We start from the raw sequence: 23,433 nt of genomic DNA, 5'->3' as shown, positions 1-23,433 counted from the left end.
GCCGGGCCGGCGGGTCGCCGGGGACGGCTCGTGCCTGGGCATCTGAACCGTTTCGGTCCGTGTCGGCGGCGCGGTACGCCGCAGTCGGACTGGCGGCTGCATGCGGTGCGCCATCAATAACTATATTGTGCGCCCATTAAGCCATGAATGCGTTCGGTTTTCGACAGGGCCGCCGGCCTTTGCGCCCTGACTTTCCGTCGTGATTGCGTCAAAGTGGAATGCGAGGAAGCGTCAACGGCGATCCCTCCGCTTCCAGACAAGGCGCCGCAGCGGCCGCGAACCCAGTCTCCCGGGGGCGCGGCCCGGCGCGATTCGCGAGCGACGACGACCTCATGCACGAAGTCCTGACCCTTCAGCTCATCCTGGCGGCCATTGCGGGCTTGCTCGTCGTCGTGGCGCTGCTGCAACCGGTCGCCGAGCGGCTTCAGGTTCCGGCTTCGGTGCTGCTCGCGACCGTCGGCATCCTGATCGGCGCCGTCGCCGCCCTGATCCTCTACTCGCCGTGGACCAATTCGTTCGACACGCTCGCCCGCGTGTTCGTCGATTTCCCCATCACGGCCGATACGTTCCTCTACATCTTCCTGCCGCTGCTGCTGTTCCAGACGGCGCTGAGCCTCGACGTGCGGCGCCTCGTCGACGACATCGCGCCGATCCTGCTCCTCGCCGTGGTGGCCGTGCTCGTCGCGACCGCGGCGATCGGCTTCACCTTGGCGCCGGTGAGCGGCCAGCCGCTCGTCGCCTGCCTCCTGCTCGGCGCCATCGTGGCGACCACCGATCCGGTCGCGGTCATCGCGATCTTCCGCGAGCTCGGCGCCCCGGCGCGGCTCACCCGCCTCGTCGAGGGCGAGAGTCTCCTCAACGATGCCGCCGCCATCACCCTGTTCGTGCTCCTGCTCGAGCTCCTCCTCACCGGCAAGGAGACGACCGTCGCCGACGGCCTCCTCCGCTTCGCGATCGCCGGCATCGGCGGCGCCGCGTTCGGCTATTTCGGCGGGCTCGTCGCCACCGGCCTGTTCCGCTTCGTGCGCGAAATTCCGGCCGCCATCGTTACCATCAGCGTCGCAGTGCCCTATCTCGTCTTCATCGGCGGCGAGGAATTGTTCCACGTCTCCGGCGTCGTCGCCGCGGTGGCCGCGGGCGTCGCCGTCAACATCCACGGCCCCACCATCGTGGCGCCGGATCCGTGGCGGCACCTGCGCGAGATCTGGGAGCAGATCGAGTTCTGGGCCGCCTCGCTCATCTTCGTGCTCGCCTCGATCCTGGTGCCGCATCTTCTCGGCGACATCGGCCTGTGGGATCTGGTGCCGCTCGGCGCGCTGATCCTCGCCGCCTTCCTGTCACGCGCGCTCGTGCTGTTCGCGCTGCTGCCGCTGTTGTCGTTCCTCAAGGTCTCGGAGCGGGTCTCGAACGCCTACAAGGTGGTCATCGTCTGGGGCGGCCTGCGCGGCGCGGTGACGCTCGCGCTCGCGCTGTCGGTAACCGAGAACGCAGGCGTGCCGCCGGAAATCCAGCGCTTCATCGCGGCGACGGCGACGGGCTTCACCCTGTTCACCCTGCTCGTCAACGGCACCACGCTGCGCTCGCTGATCCACGTCCTGAAGCTCGATCAGATCTCCGCGTTCGATGTCGCGATGCGCGATGGTGTCGTTGCGGTGGCCCTCGGCAACGTCAAAGACGCGCTGCGCTACACCGCCGAGACCGCCGAAATCCCCAAGGACATCGCCGACCGGGCGATCCGGCCCTACGACAAGCGCATCGAGGACGTGCGCCAGCGCACCGACACCAAGCGCGCCGACGTGATCGAGCGCGACCGCCTCAAGGTCGGCCTCGTCGCCCTCGCCGACCGGGAACGCGAACTCGTCCTCGAACTGTTCCGCGAGCGGACCGTCTCGATCCGCATCATCGAGCATCTGCTGACCGATATCGGTCGCTTGCGCGAGCGCGCCCGGACCGGCGGCCGCGTCGAATACAACCGCGCCGCCAAGGAGATGCTCGGCTATTCGCTGCGCTTCCGCATCGCGCTCAGGATCCATCGCTGGCTCGGGTGGGAGCGTCTCCTGTCGGACGCCCTGTCCGATCGCTTCGAGCGCATCCTGGTCATGCGCATCGTGCTCACCGAGATGAAGCCGTTCGTCGCCGAGCGGCTCAATGCGGTGCTCGGCGAGCGGCTCGGCGGCATCATCAGCGACATCGTCGACCAGCGGCATCAGGCGGTGGCGCGTTCGCTCGCCGCGCTCGAACTGCAATATCCCGATTATGCCCAGGTCTTGGAGGAGCGCTTCCTCACGCGCTCGGCGCTGCGGCGCGAGGAGCTCGAATACGACAACCTGTTCGAGGACCGGCTGATCGGCACCGAGCTGCTTCACGACCTGAAGCGCGGCATCAAGGCGAAGCGGGCCGCGAGCGAGATCCGGCCGAAGCTCGATCTCGGGCTCGACACCCGCCAGCTCGTGGCGCAGTTCCCGCTCTTCAAGGATCTCGACGGTGTCGAAGTCTTGCAGATTGCGAAGCTCCTGCGGCCGCGCTTCGCGGTGCCGGGTGAGCGGCTGATCCGGCGCGGCGAGCGGGGCGAATCCGTCTTCTTCATCTCCTCGGGTGCGGTCGAGGTGGCACTCGCGCAGGGCCCGCTCCGGCTCGGCCGCGGCGATTTCATCGGCGAACTCGCCCTCATCACCGGCGGGCGGCGCTCCGCCGACGTGACGGCGATCTCCTATTGCAACCTCTTGATCCTCGAAGGCGAGGATTTCCAGGCCCTGCTGGCGCGCAACCCGGACATGAACACCAAGGTCCAGAGCGTGGCCGCCCAGCGCCTCGCCCAGAACCAGGCGACCCCGATGCTGGACGAGGCAGTCGCCGCGGACGGCGCGCCCGGCGTGTCGCTCGCCGCGGGGGACTTCACCATCAGCGGCACCGCCACCGCGAGCCTCGACGGCCAGCCGAACGTGCCGCCGCTCGCGGACGCGGATCTGTCGGACGCCACCGCGACCGCCGCCCAGCCTGGGTGAGGCGGCGCCGCGCCCCGCTCAGGCGGTGGCGCGGCCGGCGGTTGCGACGAGGGCGTCGAGGTGGGCGAGGCCCTCCGGCCAGGGGCCGTGGCCGCTCGCCGCGTTGATGTGCCCGGCGTTGCCGAGATCGACGAACAGCGAGCCCCAATCCTCGGCGAGCGTCCGTGCACGGGCCTGGTCCATGTAGGGATCGTCGCGGCTTGCGATCAGCGTCGAGCGGAACGGCAGCCGCCCGCGCGGCAGCGGCGCGAAATTGCGCACCGCCTCTGGGGTGCGGGCTGGTGTCTCCACGTCGGCGGGGGCGACCAGCAGTGCGCCGGCGACATGGCGCGCGATCGGCGTCGCGGCGAGATGGGCGACCAGCGCCACCGCCAGCGAATGCGCGACGAGCACGACAGGCCGCCCCTCCTGAAGGATTGCTGCCGAGAGGGTCGCGACCCATTCCGTCCGCTCGGGGCGGTCCCAGTCGCGCTGCTCGACAATCCGGGCACCGGCCCGCGTCTCGACGAAATGCCGCTGCCAATGACCGTGGCTCGAGCCGTTTAGGCCGGGAAGGATCAGGATCGACATCGGGTCTGCCTCCGCCATGCGCGGCTTGGATCAGGTATGCCGCTGTGCGCCTCTGTGAAAACGCATTCTAATATGATGGCGAACGTCAGCTATGGGAGGCAAAAACACCCATAGATAGTCCATTTCGTAGAATGGATTGCGCCTCCGGGCGAATGCTGGTCAGTCCGCGACGGCCGTCGCCGTTCGTGGTGCGTCACGGAAGGCCGCCGAGACGAGGGCTTGGGCCGCCCAGTCGAGCACGCCGCAGGCATCGGCGTCGGACAGGTGGCAGATGTCTTTGAGCGCGATCAGCGCCTCCCCACCACACAGCACGGCGAGCGCGTTCAAAAGCCGTCCGTGGGCCTCGGCGCCGAGCGTGCCTTCGAACGGCTGCAGCGCTTCGCCGAGGGCGGCGAGGCGTCGACCGCCGCGGGGCGGAAAGTCCTGATCCGCTGCCCGACGCTGGAGGGCCGCCGCGAGGAAGTGACGGAACTGGTCCTCGTTGGCGAGGACGAGCCCGACGAGGTGCGTCTGGACGGCGGAGACCCGCTCGACCGGGTCCGCAAGCGCATCGAGGCCCGCCGGCGTCACCGCATCGAAGGCCTCGTCGAGCCCGGCTTCGAGGAGCAGCATGTCCTGGTGCGGAAAGTAACGGTAGGCGGTCGCACGCGAAACGAGGGCGGCGTCGGCGACCTCGCTGACGCTCGGGGTCTTGCCCTCCGCCATCAGCGTTCTGGCCGCCTCGAGGAGCGCCCGTCGGGTTCGCAGGCGCTGGTTCACTCGTCCGGTTTCGGCGCTTGACATGATCTCTCCGAAATGAGACACAGTCTCATGAATGGAATTTGTCTCAATATCTAGCACTGGAGACCGCTTATGCAAGCCCCATCGTCCCCTACCTCCACCATCGTCGACCGGGTGCCGACGGACCGATACGTCGCCGAGACGCGCTGGATGCTCGGCCATCGCGTCACGCCGCTTCACACCATCGGCGATTTTGCCCTGCTCGAGGTGGTGTCGGACCCGCAGGTGCCGGGGCCTCCGCCGCACCTCCACGAGGACTGCTCGGAGTTCTTCTACATCGTCGAGGGTACGCTCACCGTGATCGTCGACGGCGCGGCGCGCACGCTTGCGAAGGGCGAAAGCGCCTCGATCCCGGCCGGGGCGCTGCACACCTTCATCAACGAAGGCGATCGGCCGACGACCTTCGTCACCGGCTTCTCGCCGAAGGGTATGGAACGGATGTTCGTCGATTTCGGTGTGCCGGTGGAACGACCGGACGCGCGCGCTCAATCGGTCGCGCCGGATCTCGTCGGCCGCCTTCTCGGGCGTGCCGCGGACTATGGAATGGTGTTCCCGGCCGCCTGAACGCCGGGGGCGCCGTTATCGCCCCTCGCGCGCCCAGGTCAGCGCCAGCACCGAGAGCAGGATGGCGAGGCCGAGGAAGCCGCCGAGCAGGGGCACCCGCACCAAGCCTTCGAGCACGGTGGCGTTGGTGGATTTGAGCGCGATCCAATCGTCTCCGCCAAAGCGCGTCGCCTCCGCGAGCGTCACCATGCGGGGAATTTCGGCCGCATCGCCCGCGCCGATGCGGCGCACCGTGCCTCCGGTCGCCTGGGCGATCGGGGCGAGGATCTCGGTCGTCGAGCGCACGTCGGCGAGTTCGCGGGGGTTGGGCGGGCCGACATGGGCGAGCGCCTTGCGTTCGCCGTCGGTCGCCACATAGAGGCCGACGCCGGTCGCCGGCACCGTCGCGGTCCACAGGCCCGGCGCGCTCTGCTTCAGCGTCACCTCGCTCTTGCGGCCGGTGGGATCGGTCAGCGTCACCGGGGCCACCGTGTCGCCGAGCGTCTGCCGCTCGATCACGAGGTTGGTGCCGCGCACCGAGAGGCGCAGCGCCTCCTCTTCTAGCTCCGGCTCCTTCATCAGCCAATGGGCGAGCCGGCGCAGTAGCGGCACGTGGGGGCCGCCGCCCTCGTAGCCGCGCGCCCACAGCCAGGCGTGGTCGGAGAGCAGGGTCGCAGAGCGCCCCTTGCCCTCGCGGCCGAGGATGAGGAGCGGCCGGCCTTCGGCGCCGGACATCACGGTCTGGCCCGAGCTCGCATTGGCGTCGATCATCCGGAACCAATGGCTCCAGGCCGGCGGCGTCTGCTCGGAGCCCGGCAGATCGCGGGTCACCGGGTGGCGCTTGCCCATGTCGGTCAGTTCGGGGCGGAACGGCTCTTCGATGACGCGCCCCGTCGGCTCGGCCGGCAGCACGCTCGACAAGGGCGTGTCGAACAGGCTCTGGCCGTCGAAATTCGCCGGATCCTGCGGCGGGCCTTCGGAGACGAGCACCGCGCCGCCGCCGCGCACGAACTGGGCGATGTTGTCGAAATAGACGAGCGGCAGGATGCCCCGCTGGTGGTAGCGGTCGAAGATGATGAGATCGAACTGGTTGATCTTGGTCGCGAACAATTCCCGGGTCGGGAAGGCGATCAGGGAGAGTTCGTTGATCGGCGTGCCGTCCTGCTTCTCCGGCGGGCGCAGGATGGTGAAGTGGACGAGATCGACCGAGGCGTCGGATTTCAAGAGGTTGCGCCAGGTGCGCTCGCCCGCGTGGGGCTCGCCGGAGACGAGCAGCACGCGGAGATTCTCGCGCACGCCGTCGACGATCGCGACCGCGGTGTTGTTGGCGGCGGTGAGTTCCCCGGCGAGGGGCGCGACCTCGAACTCGAAGATGTTCTGCCCACCATGGGCGATCTCGATCGGCAGGTCGAACGGTTGGCCGATCGGCACCTCCTGATCGGCGATCGTCTCGCCGTCGCGCCGGGCGGTGAGCTTGACCGTGCCGCCGGCATCCTTGCGGCCCTCGTCCTCGACCCTGAGGCGCACGCTCTGGGTCGTGCCGACGAGGCCGAAGCGGGGCGCGCGCTCGAGCACGAGACGGCGGTCGATCTCGTCCGGCCGTCCGGTGACGAGAGCGTGGACGGGGGCGTCGAAGCCGAGCGCCGCCGCGCTCGCCGGCACGTCGTGGACCTGACCGTCGGTGACGAGGATCGCGCCGGCGACGCGGTCGGGCGGCACGTCCGCGAGACCCGAGGAGAGCGCCGAGAACAGCCGCGTGCCGTCCGCACCCGCGGCCGGGGCGACGTCGATCTCGCGCACCTCGACGTCTTTGAGGCTGCCGAGCGTGTCGAGCAGCGCCTTGCGGGCGGCCTCGGTCGCGGCGGTGCGGTCGCCGAGGTCCTGGCTCTGGCTGCGGTCGATCACCAGGGCGGCGACGCTGGTGAGCGGGCTGCGCTTCTCCTCGACGAGGGCGGGATTGAGGAGGGCGGCGAGGAGGGCCGCGACGGCGGCGAGCCGCAGCCAGGCGCCGCGCACGCGGCGGACGAGGCCCGCCACGGAAAGGGCGAGCCCGACCACCGCGAAGGCGGAGATGAGGGCGATCGGCAGAAGGGGGCTCGCGGCGAGCGACCAGTTCATCGGCGGGTCGCTCTCATTGGCCGAGCCGTTCGAGCAGGGCCGGCACGTGGACCTGATCGGCCTTGTAGTTGCCCGTGAGGGTGTACATCACGATGTTGATGCCCGAGCGGATCGCGTGTTCGCGCTGGTCCGGATCGGCGGGCACCGTCGGATAGGCCCATTCGCCGCCGTCGGTCAGCGCCCATGCGGCGGCGAGATCGTTGCCGGTGATGAGGATCGGCGAGACGCCGTCGCCGGAGCGCACCGGGCGGTCTGGATTGGCGTCGGCGCTCTGGGCCGACAGCGATTCCACCCAGAGCGGGCTCCCGGTGTAGCGGCCCGGAAAATCGTGCATCAGATAGAACGACTTGGTCAGCACGTGGTCGGCCGGCACCGGCTCCAGTGCGGGGATGTCGAGGCCGTCCAGGATCTCGCGCAGCTTCTGCGCCGCCGGGCTCACCGTGCCGCTGCCGCGGGGATTGCTGAGGGCGTCGCGGGTGTCGAACAGGATGGTTCCGCCGTTGCGCATATAGGCGTCGATGCGCGCCATCGTCGCCTCGGACGGCTTCGGCGCGTTGGGATCGATCGGCCAATAGAGCAGCGGGAAGAAGGCGAGCTCGTCCTTGGCGATATCGACGCCGATCGGCGTGCCGCCTTCGAGCGCGGTGCGCTCGGCGAGGAAGGTGGTGAGGCCGTTGAGGCCTTGCCGGCTCTCCTCGTCGATCTCCTGGTTGCCGGTCACGACATAAGCGAGGCGGGTCGAGGTCGTCGCCTGCTCGGCGAATTGGAGTGCCTTCGGATCGACCGGTTTCGCATCGGCCGGTTTGGCATCGGCGGCCACGGGCGTCGCTGCGGCCGCCGAGCCGGTCTCGGCGCGGGCCGGCGGGCCGGGCAGGCCGATCGCCGCGACGAGACCGCCGGCGAGCACCGCCGCAGCGGCGCGGCGGCGCAGCCGCGGGCCGCCGGCGATCAAGAGCACAGCGAGTCCGTCGAGGAGTACGAGCGCCATGGCGAGGCCGAGCACCCAGGGCTTGAGGTCGATCGGGCCGGCGGCGGCATAGTCGAGCTGGCGGGCGCCCGAAAGCGGGCCGAGGTCGAACGGGGCGATGACGGCATCCTTCGGCATCAGGTTGAGGGCGCGGAACGCGGTCTCGGCACCGTAGAGGCCTGGCGGATGGGCCGGCCCGACGCCGCCTTCGAGCGGCGCGTTCGGGGCGAGGGGCTGCACGTCCGGCCCCGGCGGGATCAATCGGCCCTCGCCGTCGAGCACGCGCAACGGCGGCAGCGGCTGCGAGCCGCCGGTCTTGGCGTTGCCGGCCGCCGCTGAGAAGGCGACGATACGCTGGAGCATTTCCACGAACGCGCCCGACAGCGGCAGGTTCGACCACGCGGTGTCGGCGGTGACGTGGAACAGCACCACCCAGCCCTGGCCGAGGCGCGAGGCGGTGACGAGCGGCGTGCCGTCGCCGAGGCTCGCCCAGGTGTGTTCGTTCAAGTCGGCGTCCGGCTCGGCCAGCACCTGACGCTCGACGGTCACGTCGTTCGGCACCTTGAGGCCGGCGAACGGCCCGGTGTCGGAGAAGGACGCGAGCGGCTGGGGCGTTTCCCACGACAGGGTGCCGCCGAGCACGCGCCCGCCCTGGCGCAGCCGCACCGGCACGAGGTCGTCGGTGCCGGCGGCGAGCCGCGGCCCGGCGAAGCGCACCAGCACGCCGCCCTTCTCGATCCAGGCTTTCAGTTCGTCGTGAGCCTCGCCGGTGAGCTTGCCGATGTCGGCGAGCGCGATCACCGAAACGCCCTCGCTGACCAAGTGGTCGATGGCGACGGGCAGGTTCGGCTCGGTCGGCTCGCGCAGGTCGGCATAGGGCGCGAGCGCGCGGGAGAGATAATGCAGCGGCGAGAGCAGCGGCTGGGCCACGTCGGCGCCGGCGCCCGAGAGCAGGCCGACGGTGCGCCGCCGCCAGCGGTCGTCGACGAGGCGGGCCGCCGCGGCGCTGCGCTCGCCGGCGATCTCGAACCGGGCGATGTCGTTGCGGAGCTGGGTCGGCAGGTCGAAGCGCGCCTCGGCATTCGTCGCGCCGGGGGCGAAGGTCGCGGTCGCGGTGCCGAGTTCGAAGCCCTTGCCGTCGAGCGCGCGCACCGCTAGCGGCGGCGGCGTCGGCCCCGGGAGCCGCGTCGCGCGCACGATCAGGGCCTCGGCGCCGTTCTCGGTCGCGGTGAGCGCGATCGGATCGCCGGCGGGGTCGGAGAGCACGACGACCGGTGCGCCGGCTCCGGCGAGAAGCGCGGCGAAGCCGTCGTCCCGCCCGGCGACGCGATCGGAGACGAGCACAATCTCGCCGGGCTTCGCCTGGGCGAACGCGGTCTTGAGCGGGGTGACGAGAGTGGCGCGATCGGTCGGCCACGGCTCGGGCCGGAGCGCGGCGAGCCGTTCGCGGGCGACCTCGACGCTCGTCGCCGCGAGATCCTGGTCGGGCCCGTCGGCGGTGGCGGCGAGGATGACGGGGCGGGCGTCCCGCTGGGCGCCGTCGAGCACAGCCGCGGCAGCACGGGCGCGTTCGGCCCAATCGCGGCCCGTGGCCCAACCGTTGTCGACGACGAGGGCGAGCGGACCCGAGCCGGCGGCAACCCGCGCATCCGGGCGCCACAAGGGGCCGGCGAGCGCGACGATCACCGCGGCGGCGAGGAGAAGCCGCAGCAGAGTCAGCCACCACGGGCTCGAAGCCGGCGTCTCCTCCTTGCGGGCGATCTCGGCGAGCAGGCGGGTCGGCGGGAAGGCGACCTGCCGTGGCCGCGGCGGCGTTAAGCGCAACAGCCACCAGATCGCCGGCAGCAGGGCGAGCGCGGCGAGGATCGCCGGCGTCGCGAAGGCGAGCGGCAGGCCCATCATGGTGTCGCCCCGCCGGTGCCGGCTCCCGCGAGACACGCCCGCAGCGCGAGCAGGGCGCCGGAGGCGGGCTTGTCGGTGTGGTGGAGGATGAACGACCAGCCAGCGCGGCGGGCGATCAGGCGGATCGCTTCCCGGTGTGCGGCGAGGCGGTCGCGATAGGCCTCGCGCCAGCCCTCGGCCCGGCCGGCGGTGATCAGCGCGCCGGTCTCGGGGTCGCGGAATTCGGTGCGGCCGGCGAAGGGAAAGGTCTCCTCGATCGGATCGAGCACCTGCATCAGGTGGCCGTGGACGCCGCGGGCCGACAGGTCGCCGATGAAGCGTTCGAGGACCGCCGGCGGATCGAGCAGATCGCCGATCACGACGACGTCGGAGAACGACCGCACCAAGCCGGTGTCCGGCAGGCGCGAGAGCGCCTCCGCCGGGGCGTGGACCAGGGTGGTGGCGAGGCGCTCGGCGGCGTCGCGGCTGGCGATCGGCGTGCCGAGTCCGAGCGGGCCGATGCGTTCGCCGCCGCGGGCGGCGAGCTCGGCGAGGGCGATCATTAGCACCACCGCCCTGTCACGCTTGGTCGTTTCGGCGAGGGCGGAGCGGAACGCCATCGAGGCCGAGAGATCGGCCCAGAGCCAGATGGTGTGGGCGGCTTCCCACTCGCGCTCGCGCACATAGAGATGGTCGTCGCGGGCGGAGCGGCGCCAGTCGATGCGGTGGGCCGGCTCGCCGTTCACGAAGGGGCGGAACTGCCAGAAGGTCTCGCCCGTGCCGGCGCGGCGGCGTCCGTGCCAGCCGGCGACGACGCTCGCCGCCACGCGCTGCGCCTCGGCGAGGAGTTCCGGCAGTGTGTCGGCCAGTGCCTTCGCCTCGATCGTCCGCGCGTCGACGTCTGCCGCGGCGCGGCGGTGCGCATCGCGGGCGGGGGCGGACGGGGACGCGGCGGACGAGGCCATCGAGGGGTCCAGTGCCGGGCTCAGCGCAGCGGCGCGACGAGGCGGTCGATGACGCCGCGCAGCGTCGCCCCCTCGGCGCGGGCCGAGAAGGTGAGCGCCATGCGGTGCTTCAGAACCGGTTCGGCGAGCGCCACCACATCGTCGACCGAGGGGGCGAGGCGGCCGTCGATCAGGGCACGGGCGCGCACCGCGAGCATCAAGGCCTGGCTGGCGCGCGGGCCGGGACCCCAGGCGATCGCCTCGGCGGCACGGCCTTCGCCGGGCCGGGCGGAGCGCACGAGGTCGAGGATCGCCTCGACCACCGATTCGCCGACCGGCAGGCTGCGCACCAGCCGCTGGAAGGCCGCGATCTCGCCGGGGGCGAGCACGGGCCGCGCCTCGGCGTCGTCGATGCCGGTCGTCTCGAGCAGGATGCGGCGCTCGGCGTCGCGGTCGGGATAATAAACGTCGATCTGCAACAGGAAGCGGTCGAGCTGGGCTTCGGGCAGGGGATAGGTGCCCTCCTGCTCGAGCGGGTTCTGGGTCGCGAGCACGTGGAACGGCGCCGGCAGATCGTGGCGCGCGCCGGCGACCGTGACGTGGTGCTCCTGCATCGCCTGGAGGAGCGCCGACTGGGTGCGCGGGCTCGCTCGGTTGATCTCGTCCGCCATCAGGAGCTGGGCGAAGATCGGGCCGCGGATGAAGCGGAAGCTGCGGCTGCCGTCGGGGGCCTGTTCCAGCACCTCGGCGCCGAGGATGTCGCTCGGCATCAGATCCGGCGTGAACTGGATGCGGCGGGCGTCGAGCCCGAGCACGGTGCCGAGCGTCGCGACGAGCTTGGTCTTGGCGAGGCCCGGCACGCCGACGAGGAGGCCGTGGCCGCCGGCGATCAGCGTCACCAGCGTCTGCTCGACGACCGCCTCCTGGCCGAAGATGATGCGGCCGATCTCGCCCTTCGCGGCGGCGATCCGCGCCATGGCGCTCTCCGCCTCGGCCACGATCGCGGCGGGGTCCGTCTGGCCGGGCGCGATCTTGCCGGGCTCGATCATTGCCGTCATGGACCCTTCCTCTTTCCGTTCCGCGCGGGGGCGTTCCACCGCCGTCGACGGCGATCGCCCCTGCTGCCACACTCTGAACCGTAATCCAAATTAAGGATCGGTAGGCTGCGATCCCGAAGAGGATAATGGAGCGTCCTGCTCACCGAGACCAGAGCGGCGCCCCCGCCGATTGTTTCAATACGGTCGTCAAGGCGGGCGGAATCGTGGCGCATCGATACCAGTTGCGTGAGGAGACAGCGTGGGACACGACGACAAGACGGTTGCCGCCGCGCCCGAAAGGGCTCTCGATCCCGGCCGTGACCCCGGACTTGCCGCCCTGCTCGCCCGGGCCGGCGCCGGTGCCGGGCCGCGCCCGGTCGAGGCCTGGAACCCGCCCTTCTGCGGCGATCTCGACATGCGCATCGCCGCCGATGGCCGCTGGTTCTATCAGGGCACGCCGATCGCCCGCGAGGCCCTCGTCTCGCTGTTCGCCTCGATCCTGCGGCGCGATGCGGACGGCCGCTTCTATCTCGTCACCCCCGTCGAGAAGGTCGGGATCGCGGTCGAGGATGCGCCCTTCCTCGCCGTCGAGATGCACGCGGCCGGCAGCGGCGAGACCCAGAGCCTGACCTTCCGCACCCATCTCGGCGAGGTCGTCGTCGGCGGCGACGCCCATCCCCTTCGCTTCGAGATCGAGGAGGCGACCGGCGGTCTCAAACCCTATATCCTGGTGCGCGGGCGGCTGGAGGCGCGGCTCACCCGCTCGCTCGCCTTCGATCTCGTGGCGCTCGCCGAAGAGGTCGAGACCGACGGCCGGCAGCGCCTCGGCGTGTGGAGCGGGGGACGCTTCTTCGCCTTCGAACCCGAGCCGGAGACATTGGCCTGAGCCAGCGTCCCGATCCCGCCCGGTCCCCCGGTTGAGACGGAATACGCCTTGATGAGAGAGATCGCCGCCTCGTCCGCACCGCAGCCGCTCGACGTCGGGGACGACGCCTCGGACGGCGCGTTCGCGGCCGCGCGCGGCGATGGCTTCTCCGTCGAGGCGTTCGAGCGGCGCGCCGCCGGGCGCCTCATCGGCCTCGATGCGCCGATCCTGACCTTCCCGCTGCGGCGCGGCGATCAGGTTCTCAATCCCGACGTCGCCGAGTTCGGCCGCCTCGCCCTGCGCGATGCCGCCGTGCTCATCCCGGTCGTGGCGCGTGGCGATACCGCCTCGGTGGTGCTCACCCTGCGCACCTCCCATCTCGCCCGCCATGCCGGGCAGATCGCCTTTCCGGGCGGCAAGATCGATCCGGAGGACGACGGCCCCATCGCGGCCGCTCTGCGCGAGGCGAACGAGGAGATCGGGCTCGATCCGGCCGCGGTGCAGCCGATCGGCTACGTCGATCCCTATTTCGCCGGCACGGGCTTCCGGGTCTTCCCGGTCGTCGGCTTGATCGATCCGGCCGCCGCGGTGACCCCCAACCTCGCCGAGGTCGCGGAGATCTTCGAGGTGCCGCTGTCGCACCTGATGGCGGACGCGAACTTCGCCCGCGAGAGCCGGGCGGTCGGCGACCGCCATCATCACTTCTACGCGCTGCGCTACGAAGCCCGCTATATCTGGGGTATCACGGCCGGCATCCTCCGATCGCTGTTCGAACGGGTCTATGGCTGATGCTGCGCCTGAGCCTGATCGAAATCGCCCTGTTCCTGCTGCCGTTCGTCGCCTACGGCCTTTATCTGGCCCTGCGCGTCCGCCCGGTCGATCCCGCTTCGGCGGCGCGCGGCCGGGTGCTGCTCAACCTGATCCTCATCGGCCTCCTCTTCGTGGTCGCCGGCTTCGCCGTTGTCGCGCTCGAGGTCGAGCCGGGGGTGAAGGGCACTTATCATCCGGCGGAGGTGCGCGACGGGGTCCTCGTTCCGGGGCACATCGAATGAGTTCGGGGCTCCCCTCGCTCGCGAGAGCCGCGTGGCTCGTCGATCCACCGACCCAGCGGCTGCTTGCCCTGCTCGCCGAGAACGGCGAGGAGGCCCGCGTCATCGGCGGCGCGGTCCGCAACGCGCTGATCGGCGAGCCGGTCGCCGACCTCGACGTCGCCACCACCGTCCAGCCCGACGAAGTGGTGCGCCGGGCGACGAGCGCCGGCTTCCGGGCGATCCCGACCGGCATCGAGCACGGCACCGTGACGGTGGTCGTCGACGGCCGCGCCTTCGAAGTGACGACGCTGCGCGAGGACGTCGCGACCGACGGCCGCCGTGCCCGCGTCGCCTTCGGCCGCGATTGGAGCGTGGACGCCCGGCGGCGCGATTTCACCATGAATGCGTTGTCGGTGTCCGCCGACGGCCGGCTGCACGATCCGGTCGGCGGCTATCCGGACTGCATCGCCCGGAGGGTGCGTTTCATCGGCGATCCCGAACGGCGCATCGCCGAGGATTATTTGCGCATCCTGCGCTTCTTCCGCTTCCACGCCCGCTACGGGTCGGGTGCACCGGACCGCGCCGGCCTCGCCGCCGTCGAGCGCCGCCGCGACGGGCTGCGCTATCTCTCCGCGGAACGCATCGGCCAGGAGATGCGCAAGCTCGTGGTGGCGCCTGGCGCGGCAGCGACGGTGGAGCTGATGTCAGAGGCGGGGGTGTTGCCGATCGTGCTGTCGGGAATTGCCTGCCTGCCGCGCTTCGCCCGCTTCTCGGCCTTGTCGGCGGGGCTCGGCGAACGACCGGCGCCGGCGCTCGCCCTCGCGGTTCTCGGCACCCGCGTCGCCGAAGACGGCGAGCGGATCGCCGCGCGGCTGCGGCTGTCGAACGAGGAGCGTGCCCGCGTCCTCGCCGCCGGCGCGCTCGGCGCCTGCCTCGGGACGGACCTGCCCGACGAGCGCACCGTCCGCCGCCTGATCGCGCAAGACGGGCCGGTCGCCTTTCGCGATGGCCTATGGTTCGCGGTGGCGGACAGCCCGACGCCGGTCGATCGCGTCCGGCTCGGGGCGCTGCTGCGCTATTCGGAAACCTGGGAGCCGCCGTCCTTTCCCGTCTCGGGACGCGATCTCGCCGCGCGCGGCATCCCGCCGGGACCGGCGATGGGCCGGCGCCTCGCTGCCCTCCGCGCCGCGTGGGCCGCCTCGGATTTCACCCTCGATCGCGACGCGCTCCTTGCGCTCGATCCCGCGGACGGCGATCAGGCGGCGGCCGGCGGCACGGCGAACTGAGCCGCCTCGGCCTGAAGGGCGGCCCGGTTCGACGCCGCGGCCGATTTGAGGTCGGCGAGGAAGGTCTTCGCCCACGCCGCCGCGTCGTTCTCCCGGATGCGGTCGTAGAGGCGGCGCCAGCGATCCTGCCGTTCGTCGAGCGGCATCTGGATCGCGTTCTGCATTGCATCCGCCACCCCTTCCGCTGAATAGGGATTGACGATCAGCGCCTCGCGCATCTCCTCCGCTGCGCCCGCGAAGCGCGACAGCAGGAGCACGCCGGGATCGTCCGCCGACTGGGCCGCTACGAATTCCTTGGCGACGAGGTTCATGCCGTCCCGCAGCGGCGTGACGAGCCCGATCCGGCTCGCCCGATAGAGCCCGGCGAGGGACTTGCGCGGCTGGCCCGGGTCAGGAAGCGGATCGGAGTCCAGTCGATGTCGGCGAAGCGGCCGTTGATGTGGCCGGCGAGCCGTTCGAGATTGCGCCGCATCGCAGCATAGGCATCGACCTCCATCCGCGACGGCGGCGCGATCTGGATGAAGCTCACCTTGCCGCGGTTCTCCGGATAGAGCTCGAGCAGCCGTTCGAACGCCCGGAACCGCTCCGGCAACCCCTTCGAATAATCGATGCGATCGACGCCGATGATCTGCTGCTTGCCGGCGAGCGTCGCCTTGATCCGCTTCTCGTGGGCGCGCGCATCGGCGCTCACCGCGAACTTGGCGAAGCCCGCGGTGTCGATACCGATCGGGAACGCCTTGACCGCGACCTGCCGGCCGGCGAACTCGACCGTGTCGTCGTCGAGCCGGTGGGCGGCGGCGACCTCCTCGGTCACCGAGCGCATGAAGGCGTCGCGGTCGCGGTGGGTCTGAAAGCCGATGAGGTCGTAAGCGAGCATCGCCCTGAGCAGGACGTCGTGGCGCGGCACCGCGGTGAGGATTTCGGGGCCTGGAAACGGGATGTGAAGGAAGAAACCGATCGGGTTCTCCACCCCGAGGGCGCGCAGTTCCGCGCCGAGGTGGAAGAAATGGTAATCGTGGACCCAGATGATGTCGTCGGGTTCGAGCAGCGGGCGCAGACGCGCCGCGAAGCGCTCGTTGACGCGGTGATAGGCGGCCTCGAAACGCCGGTCGAAATCGGCGATGTCGAGCCGGTAATGCATGGTCGGCCAGAGCGTGCGGTTGGCGTAGCCGGCATAGAAGTCGGCAGCGTCTTCCGCCGTGATGTCGATGGTGACGAGGCGGACCTTGCGGGCCTCCTCGATCTTGAGTTCGCTCTGGGTGCCGGCTTCGCTCACCTCGCCCGACCAGCCGAACCACAGCCCGCCGGTCTTGCGCAGCACATCGACGAGGGCGACCGCGAGGCCCCCGGCCTTGGCGGAATCATTGAGCGGGCCGACGCGGTTCGAGACGATCACGAGACGGGGCAACGGCTTCTCTCCTCGGTCCGTTGGAAAGGCCGGCCCCGGCTCAGATGACGGTCTCCCAGCCAGAGGAGAGCCGCATGGCGCCGTTGATGATGCCGACCATCGAATAGGTCTGGGGGAAGTTCCCCCACAGGGTGCCCGTCGCCGGGTCCACGTCCTCGGACAGGAGGCCGAGGGGATTGCGGCAGGCGAGGACGGATTCGTAGATCTCGCGCGCCTCTTCACGGCGGCCGATGCGGGCGACGGCGTCGATGTACCAGAAGGTGCAGACGGTGAAGGCGGTGTGCGGCACCCCGAAATCGTCCGCCATGCGGTAGCGGAACATGTGGTTGCCGCGGCGCAATTCCTTGCCGATCAGATCGACGGTGGCGCGGAAGCGGGGATCGTTCGGATCGATGAAGCCGACCTCCGCCATCAAAAGCAGGCTGGCGTCGAGGTCCTTGCCGCCGAAGCTCTCCGCGAAGGCGTTGATGGTCGGGTTCCATGCCTGATCGAGTATCGCCGCGCGCACTTCATCGGCCCGCGCGCGCCATTGCGAGCCGTCGAGCCCGAGGTGGACCGCGATCTTGGCCAGCCGGTCGAGCGCGGCCCAGCACATCAGGCTGGACGACGTGTGAACGCGTGCTCGGGTGCGGAGTTCCCACATGCCGGCGTCGGGCTGGTTGTAGACGGCATAGGCGCGGGCACCGATCGCCTCCATGCGGCGGAAGTCTTCGAGACCCCAGGGCCTGAGCAGGCGGCGGTCGAAGAAGGCCTGGGAGGCGCCGAGGATGATGTTGCCGTAGACGTCGTGCTGGAAATGCTCGTAGGCCTGATTGCCGACCCGGACCGGCCCCATGCCGCGATAGCCCGGCAGATCGACGGTGCGCTCGACGAGCGCCTGCTCGAGCCCGACGCCCCACACCGGCTGGACGTGGCCGCCGTGGGTGATCGCCATGATGTCGTTGAGATAGCGCAGATAGAGCTCCATCACCTCGACGGCGGAGAGCGCGTTCAAGGCGCGGATGACGAAGAAGGCGTCGCGCAGCCAGCAATAGCGATAATCCCAGTTGCGGCCGGAATCGGCGAATTCCGGCACCGACGTCGTCACCGCGGCGACGATCGCGCCGGTGTCCTCGACCGTGCAGAGCTTCAGGGTGATCGCGGCGCGGATCACCGCGTCCTGGAATTCGTGGGGCAGCCCGAGCCGGCGTGACCAGCGGCGCCAATAATCCGTAGTCTCCTCGCAGAAGGAGCGGGCGATGGTCTCCGGGCGGTCGCTCAGGGTCTCGTCCGGCCCGATCACGCAGGCGATCGGCCGGTCGAGCAGGAAGGCCGTCTCGGCCGTGAGATAGGAGATCGGCGCGTCGGTGGTGAGCCGCACGGCGAAATCGTCGCCGACCCAGCGGATGTGGCTCGATCCGGTGGTGATCGTGGGCGCCCGCGCGCCCCAATCGAGGCCGGGGCGGATGCGCAGCCTGACCCGCGGCCAGCCGGCGACGGGCCGGATTCGCCGTACGATGCTCGCGGGGCGGAACATGCGGCCGCGCGCCTCGAAGCGCGGGCAGAAATCCTCGATCTCGATCGCCGAGCCGTCCTCGGCATAGAGCCGCGTGACGAGCACCGCCGTGTTCTCGGCATAGGCCTGCTCGGCGCGCACGAAGCCGTCGATCTCGATCGAGAAGGCGCCGTCGTGCTCGTCGCCGGTGCGGGCGCCGAGAAGGCCGTGGAAGAACGGGTCGCCGTCGATCCGCGGCAGACACCACCAGACAATGCGGGCTCGGTTGTCCACAAGGGCGGCGACGGAGCAATTGCCGATCAGGCCAAGATCGAGTGTCGACATCGGCACCTTTCTCTCGGTTAGAGGGGGCGCTCAGAGGACCCGCCGAATCCGGCATTGTTTGGGGCAGGGTGGGGCGCATCTGCCCCCGCCCGCCCCATTTCTCTCGGCGGAGACGCCGTTCAGCGCCGCAGGAAGCGCGACAGATAGGCCCGCGAGGCCGTGATGTCGGGCAGGCGGAGCGGTGCGCGGGTGTCGCCGGTGCCGATCTTGATGCCGATGCCGCCCGCCTTGGCGACGGCGCGGAACCCGTCCTCGTCTGAGACGTCGTCGCCGAGGAAGACCGGCGTGCGCCCGGCGAACGGCGCGCGGGCGAGGAAGGCCTCGATGGCGGTTCCCTTGCTGTCGCCGAACGGCTTCGCCTCGACCAGCATCTTGCCCGGCACCAGATGGAGTTCCGGCAAATCGGCGATCGCCTCGCGCATGAGGTCCTCGACGACCGGCTTCAGATGCGGCACGCGGCGATAATGCACGGTGATGGTGAGCCCCTTATCCTCGACGAGGAGGCCGCTCCCGCGGACGTGGCGGTCCGCGCCGAGGCGCTCGCGCAGGCGGGAGATCGCCGGCAACTGGGTCGGCCGTGCGATCGGGCCCGTCGGGTCCTCGCGCCGTTCGAGGCCGTGCATCCCGGAGCCGGCGATCTGGAGCGGCGCGAGCAGGGTGTCCAGATCGCTGAGTTCGCGCCCCGTGACGACCGCGAGCGCGCCGTCGAGCCGCGCCTGGATTGCGCCGAGGAGATCCGGCAGGCCCGCATCCACGACCACGAGGTCGGGTTCCGGCGCGAGATCGATCAGCGTGCCGTCGAAATCGAGGAAGAGGGCGGGATGGTCCGGCACCGGCAGCGAATGGGCGGCGTCGGCGGAAGCTGTCTCGGTCGTCATGCGCTCTTCATGGCTGGATCCCGCGGCAGAAGGATGGCGCCGCGCGGGCGGGCCACTCTCACGGACCGGCGGCGCCCCTGTCGAGAGCGACCGCCTTGACGATGGCGTGAACGCGCGTGCCGGGCGCGAGTTGCAGGGCCGCGACGGAGCGGCGGGTGAGGCGGGCGAGAATCTCGCCCTCGCCGCAGCGCACGGTGACGTCGTCGCTGACCGCATCGGCCGGCCGCAGCGCCGTCACCTCGCCGTCGAGGATGTTGAGAGCGCTGAGACCGTGGGGCCGTTCGGTCGCGAGCGTGACGTCGCGCGCCGGGATGTGGAAGCGGACACGGCTGCCTTGAGGCGCGGCGATCCCGGGCAGCACGATCGCGCCAAGCGGGGTCGCGAGGCTGGCGAGCCCGAAGCGATCGTCGTGGCCCGCCACGACGCCTTCGATGACCGTGCCTTGATCGGCCGGGCCGGTGGCCGCGGCAGGATCGAGCGCGCCGATCACCGCCGCCGTCGGCCCCACGGCGGCAACCCGGCCCGCGGACAGGACCACGACGCTCGTCGCGAGGCGGACGACCTCGGCCACCGAATGGCTGACATAGACGATCGGCACCCCGGTCTCGTCGCGCAGCCGCTCGATATAGGGAAGGATCTCCCGCTTGCGGGCATCGTCGAGGGAGGCGAGCGGCTCGTCCATCAGGAGGAGGCGCGGGCTCGCGAGCAGCGCCCGGCCGATGGCGACCCGGCTCTGCTCGCCGCCCGACAGGTCGCGCGGCCGCCGGTCGAACAGGGCGCCGAGGCCGAGCATTGCGACGATCTCGCCGAAATCCGCTTTGGCTGCGCCGCGGGGGCGAACCAGCGCCCATAGAGCAGGTTCTGGCGCACGGTGAGGTGCGGCAGCAGCCGGGCATCCTGGAACACCATGCCGATGCGCCGGCGGTGGGCGGGCACGAACAGGCGGCGGTCGCTGTCGACGAGGACGTTGCCGTCGATGGCGATCCGCCCCTGGTCCGGCCGGATGAGGCCGGCAATGAGCTTGACGAGGGTGGTCTTGCCCGATCCCGAGCGGCCGAACAGGGCGACGAGGCGGCCCTCGGCGGCGAGCGTGGCCTCGAGGGTGAAGTCGCCCTGCCGGTGGCGTAGCGCGATCTCGAGGCTCATCGGGCGGTTCTCGCGGCGCGGCGGCACCCGCGCCGGGACGCGCGGCTTCGCGCACCCGCGCGCGGCTCAGAACCTGACGGAGGGCGTTCCCTGGAAGGCATTGTCCTGGATGGTTGAGGAGGGTTGTGCGGAATAGCTTATCCCGAAGCGCACCTGTTCGTTCAAGACGGCATCGATGCCGGCGCCGGCGAGGCCGTGTCTGATCACCCGAGCCCGAGCCGGACCCGCGCCCGGCGGGCGAGCACCTCGGACAGGATCAGGGCGGCAAGGGAGACGGCGACCGAGATCAGCGTCAGCCGCATCGCCTGGGTGTCGCCGCCGGGCACCTGGGTAAAGGTGTAGATCGCGGTGGGCAGGGTCTGCGTCTCGCCGGGGATGTTGGCGACGAAGGTAATCGTGGCGCCGAACTCGCCCATGGCGCGGGCGAAGGCGAGCACGACGCCGGTGAGAATGCCCGGCACGGTGAGCGGCAGGGTCACGGTGAAGAACACCGCGATCGGCCCGGCGCCGAGCGTCGAGGAAGCCTCCTCGAGGCGGCGGTCCACCGCCTCGAGGGCGAGGCGGATGGCGCGCACCATCAGGGGAAAGCCCATCACGCCGGCGGCGAGGGCGGCCCCGGTCCAGCGGAACGAGAAGACGAGGCCGAAATGCTCGGCGAGGAAGGCGCCGAGCGGCGCCCGCCGGCCGAAGGTCAAGAGGAGAAGGTAGCCGGTCACGACCGGCGGCAGGATCAACGGCAGATGCACGAGCCCGTCGAGCAGGGTGCGGCCGGGAAAGCGGCCGCGGGCGAGCAGCCAGGCGACCAAGATGCCGAGCGGCAGCGCCCACGCCACCGCCCAGAGCGAGACCTTGAGGCTGAGATGGAGGGCGCTCCACTCGTCCGCGCTCAGCCCCTGGAACATGCGGTCTCCTCGTCCGGCCCGGCGCCAGGCCGGCGGCGGCGGTCATTTCAGGACGACGAAGCCCTGTTCGGTGAAGCGCTTGGCCGCCGCCTCCGAGCGAAGATAGGCGAAGAAGGCCTTGGTCGCACCGCCCTTGGCCCCTTCACGATCGCCGCCGGATAGATGATCGGCGGATGGCTGTCGGCGGGGAAGGTGGCGACCACCTTGACGCCTTTGTCGGCGACCGCATCGGTCGCGTAGACGATGCCGAACGGCGCCTCGCCGCGGGAGACGAGGGCGAGGGCGGAGCGCACGTTGTCGGCCTGGGCGAGGTGGTCCTTCACCCCGTCCCAGACGCCGAGCGCTTCGAGCGAGGCCTTGCCGTATTTGCCGGCCGGCACGGCGGCGACATCGGCCATGGCGAGGCGGCCGCCGCCCAGCAGGCCCACGAGATCGAAGCCTTTGGCGATCGTGACGGTGCCGGCATAGGAGGCGGGCGCGACGAGCGCGAGGGAATTGCCGAGGAGATCGACGCGGGTGCCGGGCTCGAGGAGGTCGTGCTTGGCGACGTCGTCCATCCACGGCACGTCGGCGGAGATGAAGATGTCGGCCGGCGCGCCCTGGTCGATCTGCTTGGCGAGCGCCGACGAGGCCGCATAGGAGGCCTTGATCGTGCCCTGGCCGCCGGCCGCGAAGTCGGCCGCAATGGCGTCGAGGGCGTTCTTCAGGCTCGCGGCGGCGAACACCACCGTGTCGTCGGCCCGCGCGGGGGCCGGGGTGACCGCGATGGCGGCGGCGGCGAACGCCGCGAGCGCCCCGCCGAGAAGGGCCCGCCGGCCCCGGTCGGTCCGCGCTTCGAGGGCCGCGCGCATCCGTCCGATGAAGTTCGCCATCGTTGTCTCCTCCAGCCCGTGATCTCTGGTTCAGCGTCCGCGCCATCCGGCGGATCGATATATCCGCCAGAATATATCGGCAGCGGCGAACCGCAAGCCGCTGCGGCCCGCTCCCGCCGCCGCGCGGCGAACGCATGGGTGTCCTGCGATGCGGCGCTTTGACCTCGCCCGGCCTTTGCGGCAGCCTGCGGCCGAACGAGGCGGGAAAGCGGGCGGGAGAGCAGGCATGTCGGAATTGGGCGGCGTCGAGATCGTGGTGGCGAAACCGGACGAGGAAATCGAACGGCAGCCGACCGAGATGCCGGTGATCCGCACCATCGCCATGCCGACCGACACCAACCCGGCCGGCGACATCTTCGGCGGCTGGCTGATGTCGCAGATGGACCTCGCGGCCGGCACGGTCGCGATGCGCCGCGCGCGCGGGCGCTGCGTCACCATCGCCGTCGACGGCATGAGCTTCCTGAAGCCGGTCTTCGTCGGCGACGAGGTGAGCCTCTATGCCCACATCGTGAAGACCGGCCGGACCTCGATGCAGATCGCGGTCGAGGCCTGGCGCCGCCGCCGCGAGGAAGACGACGGCCAGCGGGTGACGAAGGCCGTCTTCACGTTCGTCGCGATCGGCGTCGATTATCGCCCGGTTCCGCTGCCCGCCGCCTGACGACGGGGACACGCGCGCCGTCCGGACGAGCCCGGGGCGGTGGCCTTGCCCACAAGCCCGCGCGAGGCGCGGCGATCTTGTCGCGCGACGCCGCGCGTCCCATAGTTTAGGGAGGACGCGATGAGAACCGCCCGGGGGGCGGTGCTGCCGGAGTGAGCTGCCATGACGCAGACCAACAACCGCATTTTCGACGAGTTCGCCAAGCTCGCGACCGACGCCGCCGCGGCGGCCCAGGGCGTGCGCCGCGAGGTCGAGACCGCGTTCCGCTCCCAGGCCGAGCGCTTCCTCGCCGACATGGACGTGGTGAGCCGCGAGGATCACGAGGCGGTCAAGGCGCTGGCGGCGAAGGCCCGCACCGAGGCGGACGCCCTCAAGGTCGCCCTCGCCGAGCTCGAAGCCCGGGTCGCCCGCCTGGAGCTGCGCGCCCAGGGCGCCAAGGAAGCCGTCGACGACGCGGGTGACGTGGTCTGAGGCTTTCGCGGTCCGCGGGCATCGGAAGGCCGAGGCTTTCGCCTCGCTGTCGCGCCGGGAAATCTCTTGCTGCGCCGCACTCGCATCTCGGCGAAAGGGCGCTATAGTTCACGAGAACGGTTTCAGCGCCTGATTCGGCGGGCTTCGCCCGGCCGTTCGGGGTGCTCATGAGATCCTTCGTCCGCGCGGGCGCCCCGCTCCGCGGGCGGCGGAGCGTTCGGCCGGATCCGCTCCGGCGGCCGGCCGATGGGA

Annotated in this window: 19 protein-coding genes and 2 pseudogenes; 8 read left to right on the top strand and 13 right to left on the bottom strand. The window is 70.8% G+C overall.

Going from position 1 to position 23,433, the window contains the following annotated elements:
* The first annotated feature begins 332 nt into the window (after positions 1-332).
* Positions 333-3,005 (top strand): cation:proton antiporter domain-containing protein, encoded by a 2,673-nt coding sequence (locus F0357_RS07635; RefSeq protein WP_208948256.1) that lies wholly within the window; start codon positions 333-335, stop codon positions 3,003-3,005.
* An 18-nt stretch (positions 3,006-3,023) separates the two neighbouring features.
* Here F0357_RS07635 and F0357_RS07630 read toward each other — a convergent pair whose 3' ends face one another.
* Positions 3,024-3,575, bottom strand: a complete 552-nt coding sequence (locus F0357_RS07630) for an RBBP9/YdeN family alpha/beta hydrolase (protein WP_153479791.1) — start codon at positions 3,573-3,575, stop codon at positions 3,024-3,026.
* A gap of 159 nt (positions 3,576-3,734) precedes the next feature.
* Positions 3,735-4,358, bottom strand: coding sequence for a TetR/AcrR family transcriptional regulator (locus tag F0357_RS07625; RefSeq protein ID WP_153479790.1), 624 nt, complete (start codon positions 4,356-4,358; stop codon positions 3,735-3,737).
* A gap of 69 nt (positions 4,359-4,427) precedes the next feature.
* Here F0357_RS07625 and F0357_RS07620 point away from each other — a divergent pair, with 69 nt between their 5' ends.
* On the top strand, positions 4,428-4,919 hold the full coding sequence (locus F0357_RS07620) for a cupin domain-containing protein (RefSeq protein ID WP_153479789.1): 492 nt from the start codon (positions 4,428-4,430) through the stop codon (positions 4,917-4,919).
* Between the two features lie 15 nt (positions 4,920-4,934).
* On the opposite strand, the gene F0357_RS07615 is transcribed toward F0357_RS07620, so the two are convergent.
* Genes F0357_RS07615 through F0357_RS07600 form a run of 4 tightly spaced genes read right to left on the bottom strand, consistent with a single transcriptional unit; the run spans position 4,935 to position 11,866 of the window.
* Positions 4,935-7,016, bottom strand: coding sequence for a hypothetical protein (locus F0357_RS07615; protein ID WP_153479788.1), 2,082 nt, complete (start codon positions 7,014-7,016; stop codon positions 4,935-4,937).
* A gap of 13 nt (positions 7,017-7,029) precedes the next feature.
* On the bottom strand, positions 7,030-9,885 hold the full coding sequence (locus F0357_RS07610; RefSeq protein ID WP_153479787.1) for a DUF4159 domain-containing protein: 2,856 nt from the start codon (positions 9,883-9,885) through the stop codon (positions 7,030-7,032).
* Positions 9,882-10,829 (bottom strand): DUF58 domain-containing protein, encoded by a 948-nt coding sequence (locus F0357_RS07605; RefSeq protein WP_153479786.1) that lies wholly within the window; start codon positions 10,827-10,829, stop codon positions 9,882-9,884. Before F0357_RS07605 ends, F0357_RS07610 begins: the two co-directional genes overlap by 4 nt.
* A gap of 20 nt (positions 10,830-10,849) precedes the next feature.
* Entirely contained in the window at positions 10,850-11,866 is a 1,017-nt protein-coding gene (locus F0357_RS07600; RefSeq protein ID WP_153479785.1) for an AAA family ATPase, read from the bottom strand.
* A gap of 316 nt (positions 11,867-12,182) precedes the next feature.
* Between F0357_RS07600 and F0357_RS07595 the strand changes: the two genes are divergently transcribed.
* The 4 genes from F0357_RS07595 to F0357_RS07580 are packed head-to-tail and all read left to right on the top strand — an operon-like array spanning position 12,183 to position 15,027.
* Positions 12,183-12,731, top strand: coding sequence for a DUF1285 domain-containing protein (locus F0357_RS07595; protein WP_376767826.1), 549 nt, complete (start codon positions 12,183-12,185; stop codon positions 12,729-12,731).
* A 51-nt stretch (positions 12,732-12,782) separates the two neighbouring features.
* The gene (locus tag F0357_RS07590; protein WP_153479784.1) at positions 12,783-13,499 is read left to right on the top strand and encodes a CoA pyrophosphatase; all 717 of its coding nucleotides are present in this window, start codon (positions 12,783-12,785) and stop codon (positions 13,497-13,499) included.
* Positions 13,499-13,762, top strand: a complete 264-nt coding sequence (locus F0357_RS07585) for a DUF6111 family protein (protein WP_153479783.1) — start codon at positions 13,499-13,501, stop codon at positions 13,760-13,762. Before F0357_RS07590 ends, F0357_RS07585 begins: the two co-directional genes overlap by 1 nt.
* Positions 13,759-15,027 carry a CCA tRNA nucleotidyltransferase gene (locus F0357_RS07580; protein WP_153479782.1) on the top strand — a complete coding sequence of 423 codons (1,269 nt, stop codon included), beginning with the start codon at positions 13,759-13,761 and terminating at the stop codon, positions 15,025-15,027. The genes F0357_RS07585 and F0357_RS07580 overlap by 4 nt, the downstream gene beginning before the upstream one ends.
* On the opposite strand, the gene F0357_RS24925 is transcribed toward F0357_RS07580, so the two are convergent.
* From F0357_RS24925 to modA, 7 genes and pseudogenes are all read right to left on the bottom strand, one after another.
* On the bottom strand, positions 14,997-15,350 hold the full coding sequence (locus tag F0357_RS24925) for a trehalose-6-phosphate synthase (protein WP_281350380.1): 354 nt from the start codon (positions 15,348-15,350) through the stop codon (positions 14,997-14,999). The genes F0357_RS07580 and F0357_RS24925 overlap by 31 nt on opposite strands.
* Positions 15,335-16,435, bottom strand: coding sequence for an alpha,alpha-trehalose-phosphate synthase (UDP-forming) (locus F0357_RS07575; RefSeq protein WP_281350325.1), 1,101 nt, complete (start codon positions 16,433-16,435; stop codon positions 15,335-15,337). Before F0357_RS07575 ends, F0357_RS24925 begins: the two co-directional genes overlap by 16 nt.
* A 40-nt stretch (positions 16,436-16,475) precedes the next feature.
* Positions 16,476-18,254, bottom strand: a complete 1,779-nt coding sequence (locus F0357_RS07570; protein WP_153479781.1) for a glycoside hydrolase family 15 protein — start codon at positions 18,252-18,254, stop codon at positions 16,476-16,478.
* 119 nt (positions 18,255-18,373) lie between these two features.
* A complete protein-coding gene (gene otsB, locus F0357_RS07565; RefSeq protein ID WP_153479780.1) occupies positions 18,374-19,132 on the bottom strand; it encodes a trehalose-phosphatase in 759 nt (252 codons plus the stop codon).
* Between the two features lie 58 nt (positions 19,133-19,190).
* Positions 19,191-20,278, bottom strand: a pseudogene (gene modC, locus F0357_RS07560) (molybdenum ABC transporter ATP-binding protein).
* A 203-nt stretch (positions 20,279-20,481) separates the two neighbouring features.
* Positions 20,482-21,180 carry a molybdate ABC transporter permease subunit gene (gene modB, locus F0357_RS07555; protein WP_153479779.1) on the bottom strand — a complete coding sequence of 233 codons (699 nt, stop codon included), beginning with the start codon at positions 21,178-21,180 and terminating at the stop codon, positions 20,482-20,484.
* Positions 21,181-21,222: 42 nt separating this feature from the next.
* Positions 21,223-22,031, bottom strand: a pseudogene (modA, locus tag F0357_RS07550) (molybdate ABC transporter substrate-binding protein).
* 319 nt (positions 22,032-22,350) lie between these two features.
* On the opposite strand from modA, the gene F0357_RS07545 reads away from it, so the two are divergent.
* A complete protein-coding gene (locus F0357_RS07545) occupies positions 22,351-22,710 on the top strand; it encodes an acyl-CoA thioesterase (protein ID WP_246161596.1) in 360 nt (119 codons plus the stop codon).
* A gap of 162 nt (positions 22,711-22,872) precedes the next feature.
* Positions 22,873-23,181 (top strand): accessory factor UbiK family protein, encoded by a 309-nt coding sequence (locus F0357_RS07540; protein WP_153479777.1) that lies wholly within the window; start codon positions 22,873-22,875, stop codon positions 23,179-23,181.
* The last annotated feature ends 252 nt before the right edge of the window (positions 23,182-23,433 follow it).

This window comes from Segnochrobactrum spirostomi, from assembly GCF_009600605.1.
Lineage (GTDB): Bacteria > Pseudomonadota > Alphaproteobacteria > Rhizobiales > Segnochrobactraceae > Segnochrobactrum > Segnochrobactrum spirostomi.
This window is presented reverse-complemented; position numbering and strand designations above follow the sequence as displayed.

Excerpts from the sequence above, each read along its gene's own strand:
- F0357_RS07635 (WP_208948256.1), top strand. The coding sequence starts at position 333 with ATGCACGAAGTCCTGACCCTTCAGCTCATCCTGGCGGCCATTGCGGGC.
- F0357_RS07630 (WP_153479791.1), bottom strand. The coding sequence starts at position 3,575 with ATGTCGATCCTGATCCTTCCCGGCCTAAACGGCTCGAGCCACGGTCAT.
- F0357_RS07625 (WP_153479790.1), bottom strand. The coding sequence starts at position 4,358 with ATGTCAAGCGCCGAAACCGGACGAGTGAACCAGCGCCTGCGAACCCGA.
- F0357_RS07620 (WP_153479789.1), top strand. The coding sequence starts at position 4,428 with ATGCAAGCCCCATCGTCCCCTACCTCCACCATCGTCGACCGGGTGCCG.
- F0357_RS07615 (WP_153479788.1), bottom strand. The coding sequence starts at position 7,016 with ATGAACTGGTCGCTCGCCGCGAGCCCCCTTCTGCCGATCGCCCTCATC.
- F0357_RS07610 (WP_153479787.1), bottom strand. The coding sequence starts at position 9,885 with ATGATGGGCCTGCCGCTCGCCTTCGCGACGCCGGCGATCCTCGCCGCG.
- F0357_RS07605 (WP_153479786.1), bottom strand. The coding sequence starts at position 10,829 with ATGGCCTCGTCCGCCGCGTCCCCGTCCGCCCCCGCCCGCGATGCGCAC.
- F0357_RS07600 (WP_153479785.1), bottom strand. The coding sequence starts at position 11,866 with ATGACGGCAATGATCGAGCCCGGCAAGATCGCGCCCGGCCAGACGGAC.
- F0357_RS07590 (WP_153479784.1), top strand. The coding sequence starts at position 12,783 with ATGAGAGAGATCGCCGCCTCGTCCGCACCGCAGCCGCTCGACGTCGGG.
- F0357_RS07585 (WP_153479783.1), top strand. The coding sequence starts at position 13,499 with ATGCTGCGCCTGAGCCTGATCGAAATCGCCCTGTTCCTGCTGCCGTTC.
- F0357_RS07580 (WP_153479782.1), top strand. The coding sequence starts at position 13,759 with ATGAGTTCGGGGCTCCCCTCGCTCGCGAGAGCCGCGTGGCTCGTCGAT.
- F0357_RS07570 (WP_153479781.1), bottom strand. The coding sequence starts at position 18,254 with ATGTCGACACTCGATCTTGGCCTGATCGGCAATTGCTCCGTCGCCGCC.
- otsB (WP_153479780.1), bottom strand. The coding sequence starts at position 19,132 with ATGACGACCGAGACAGCTTCCGCCGACGCCGCCCATTCGCTGCCGGTG.
- modB (WP_153479779.1), bottom strand. The coding sequence starts at position 21,180 with ATGTTCCAGGGGCTGAGCGCGGACGAGTGGAGCGCCCTCCATCTCAGC.
- F0357_RS07545 (WP_246161596.1), top strand. The coding sequence starts at position 22,351 with ATGCCGGTGATCCGCACCATCGCCATGCCGACCGACACCAACCCGGCC.
- F0357_RS07540 (WP_153479777.1), top strand. The coding sequence starts at position 22,873 with ATGACGCAGACCAACAACCGCATTTTCGACGAGTTCGCCAAGCTCGCG.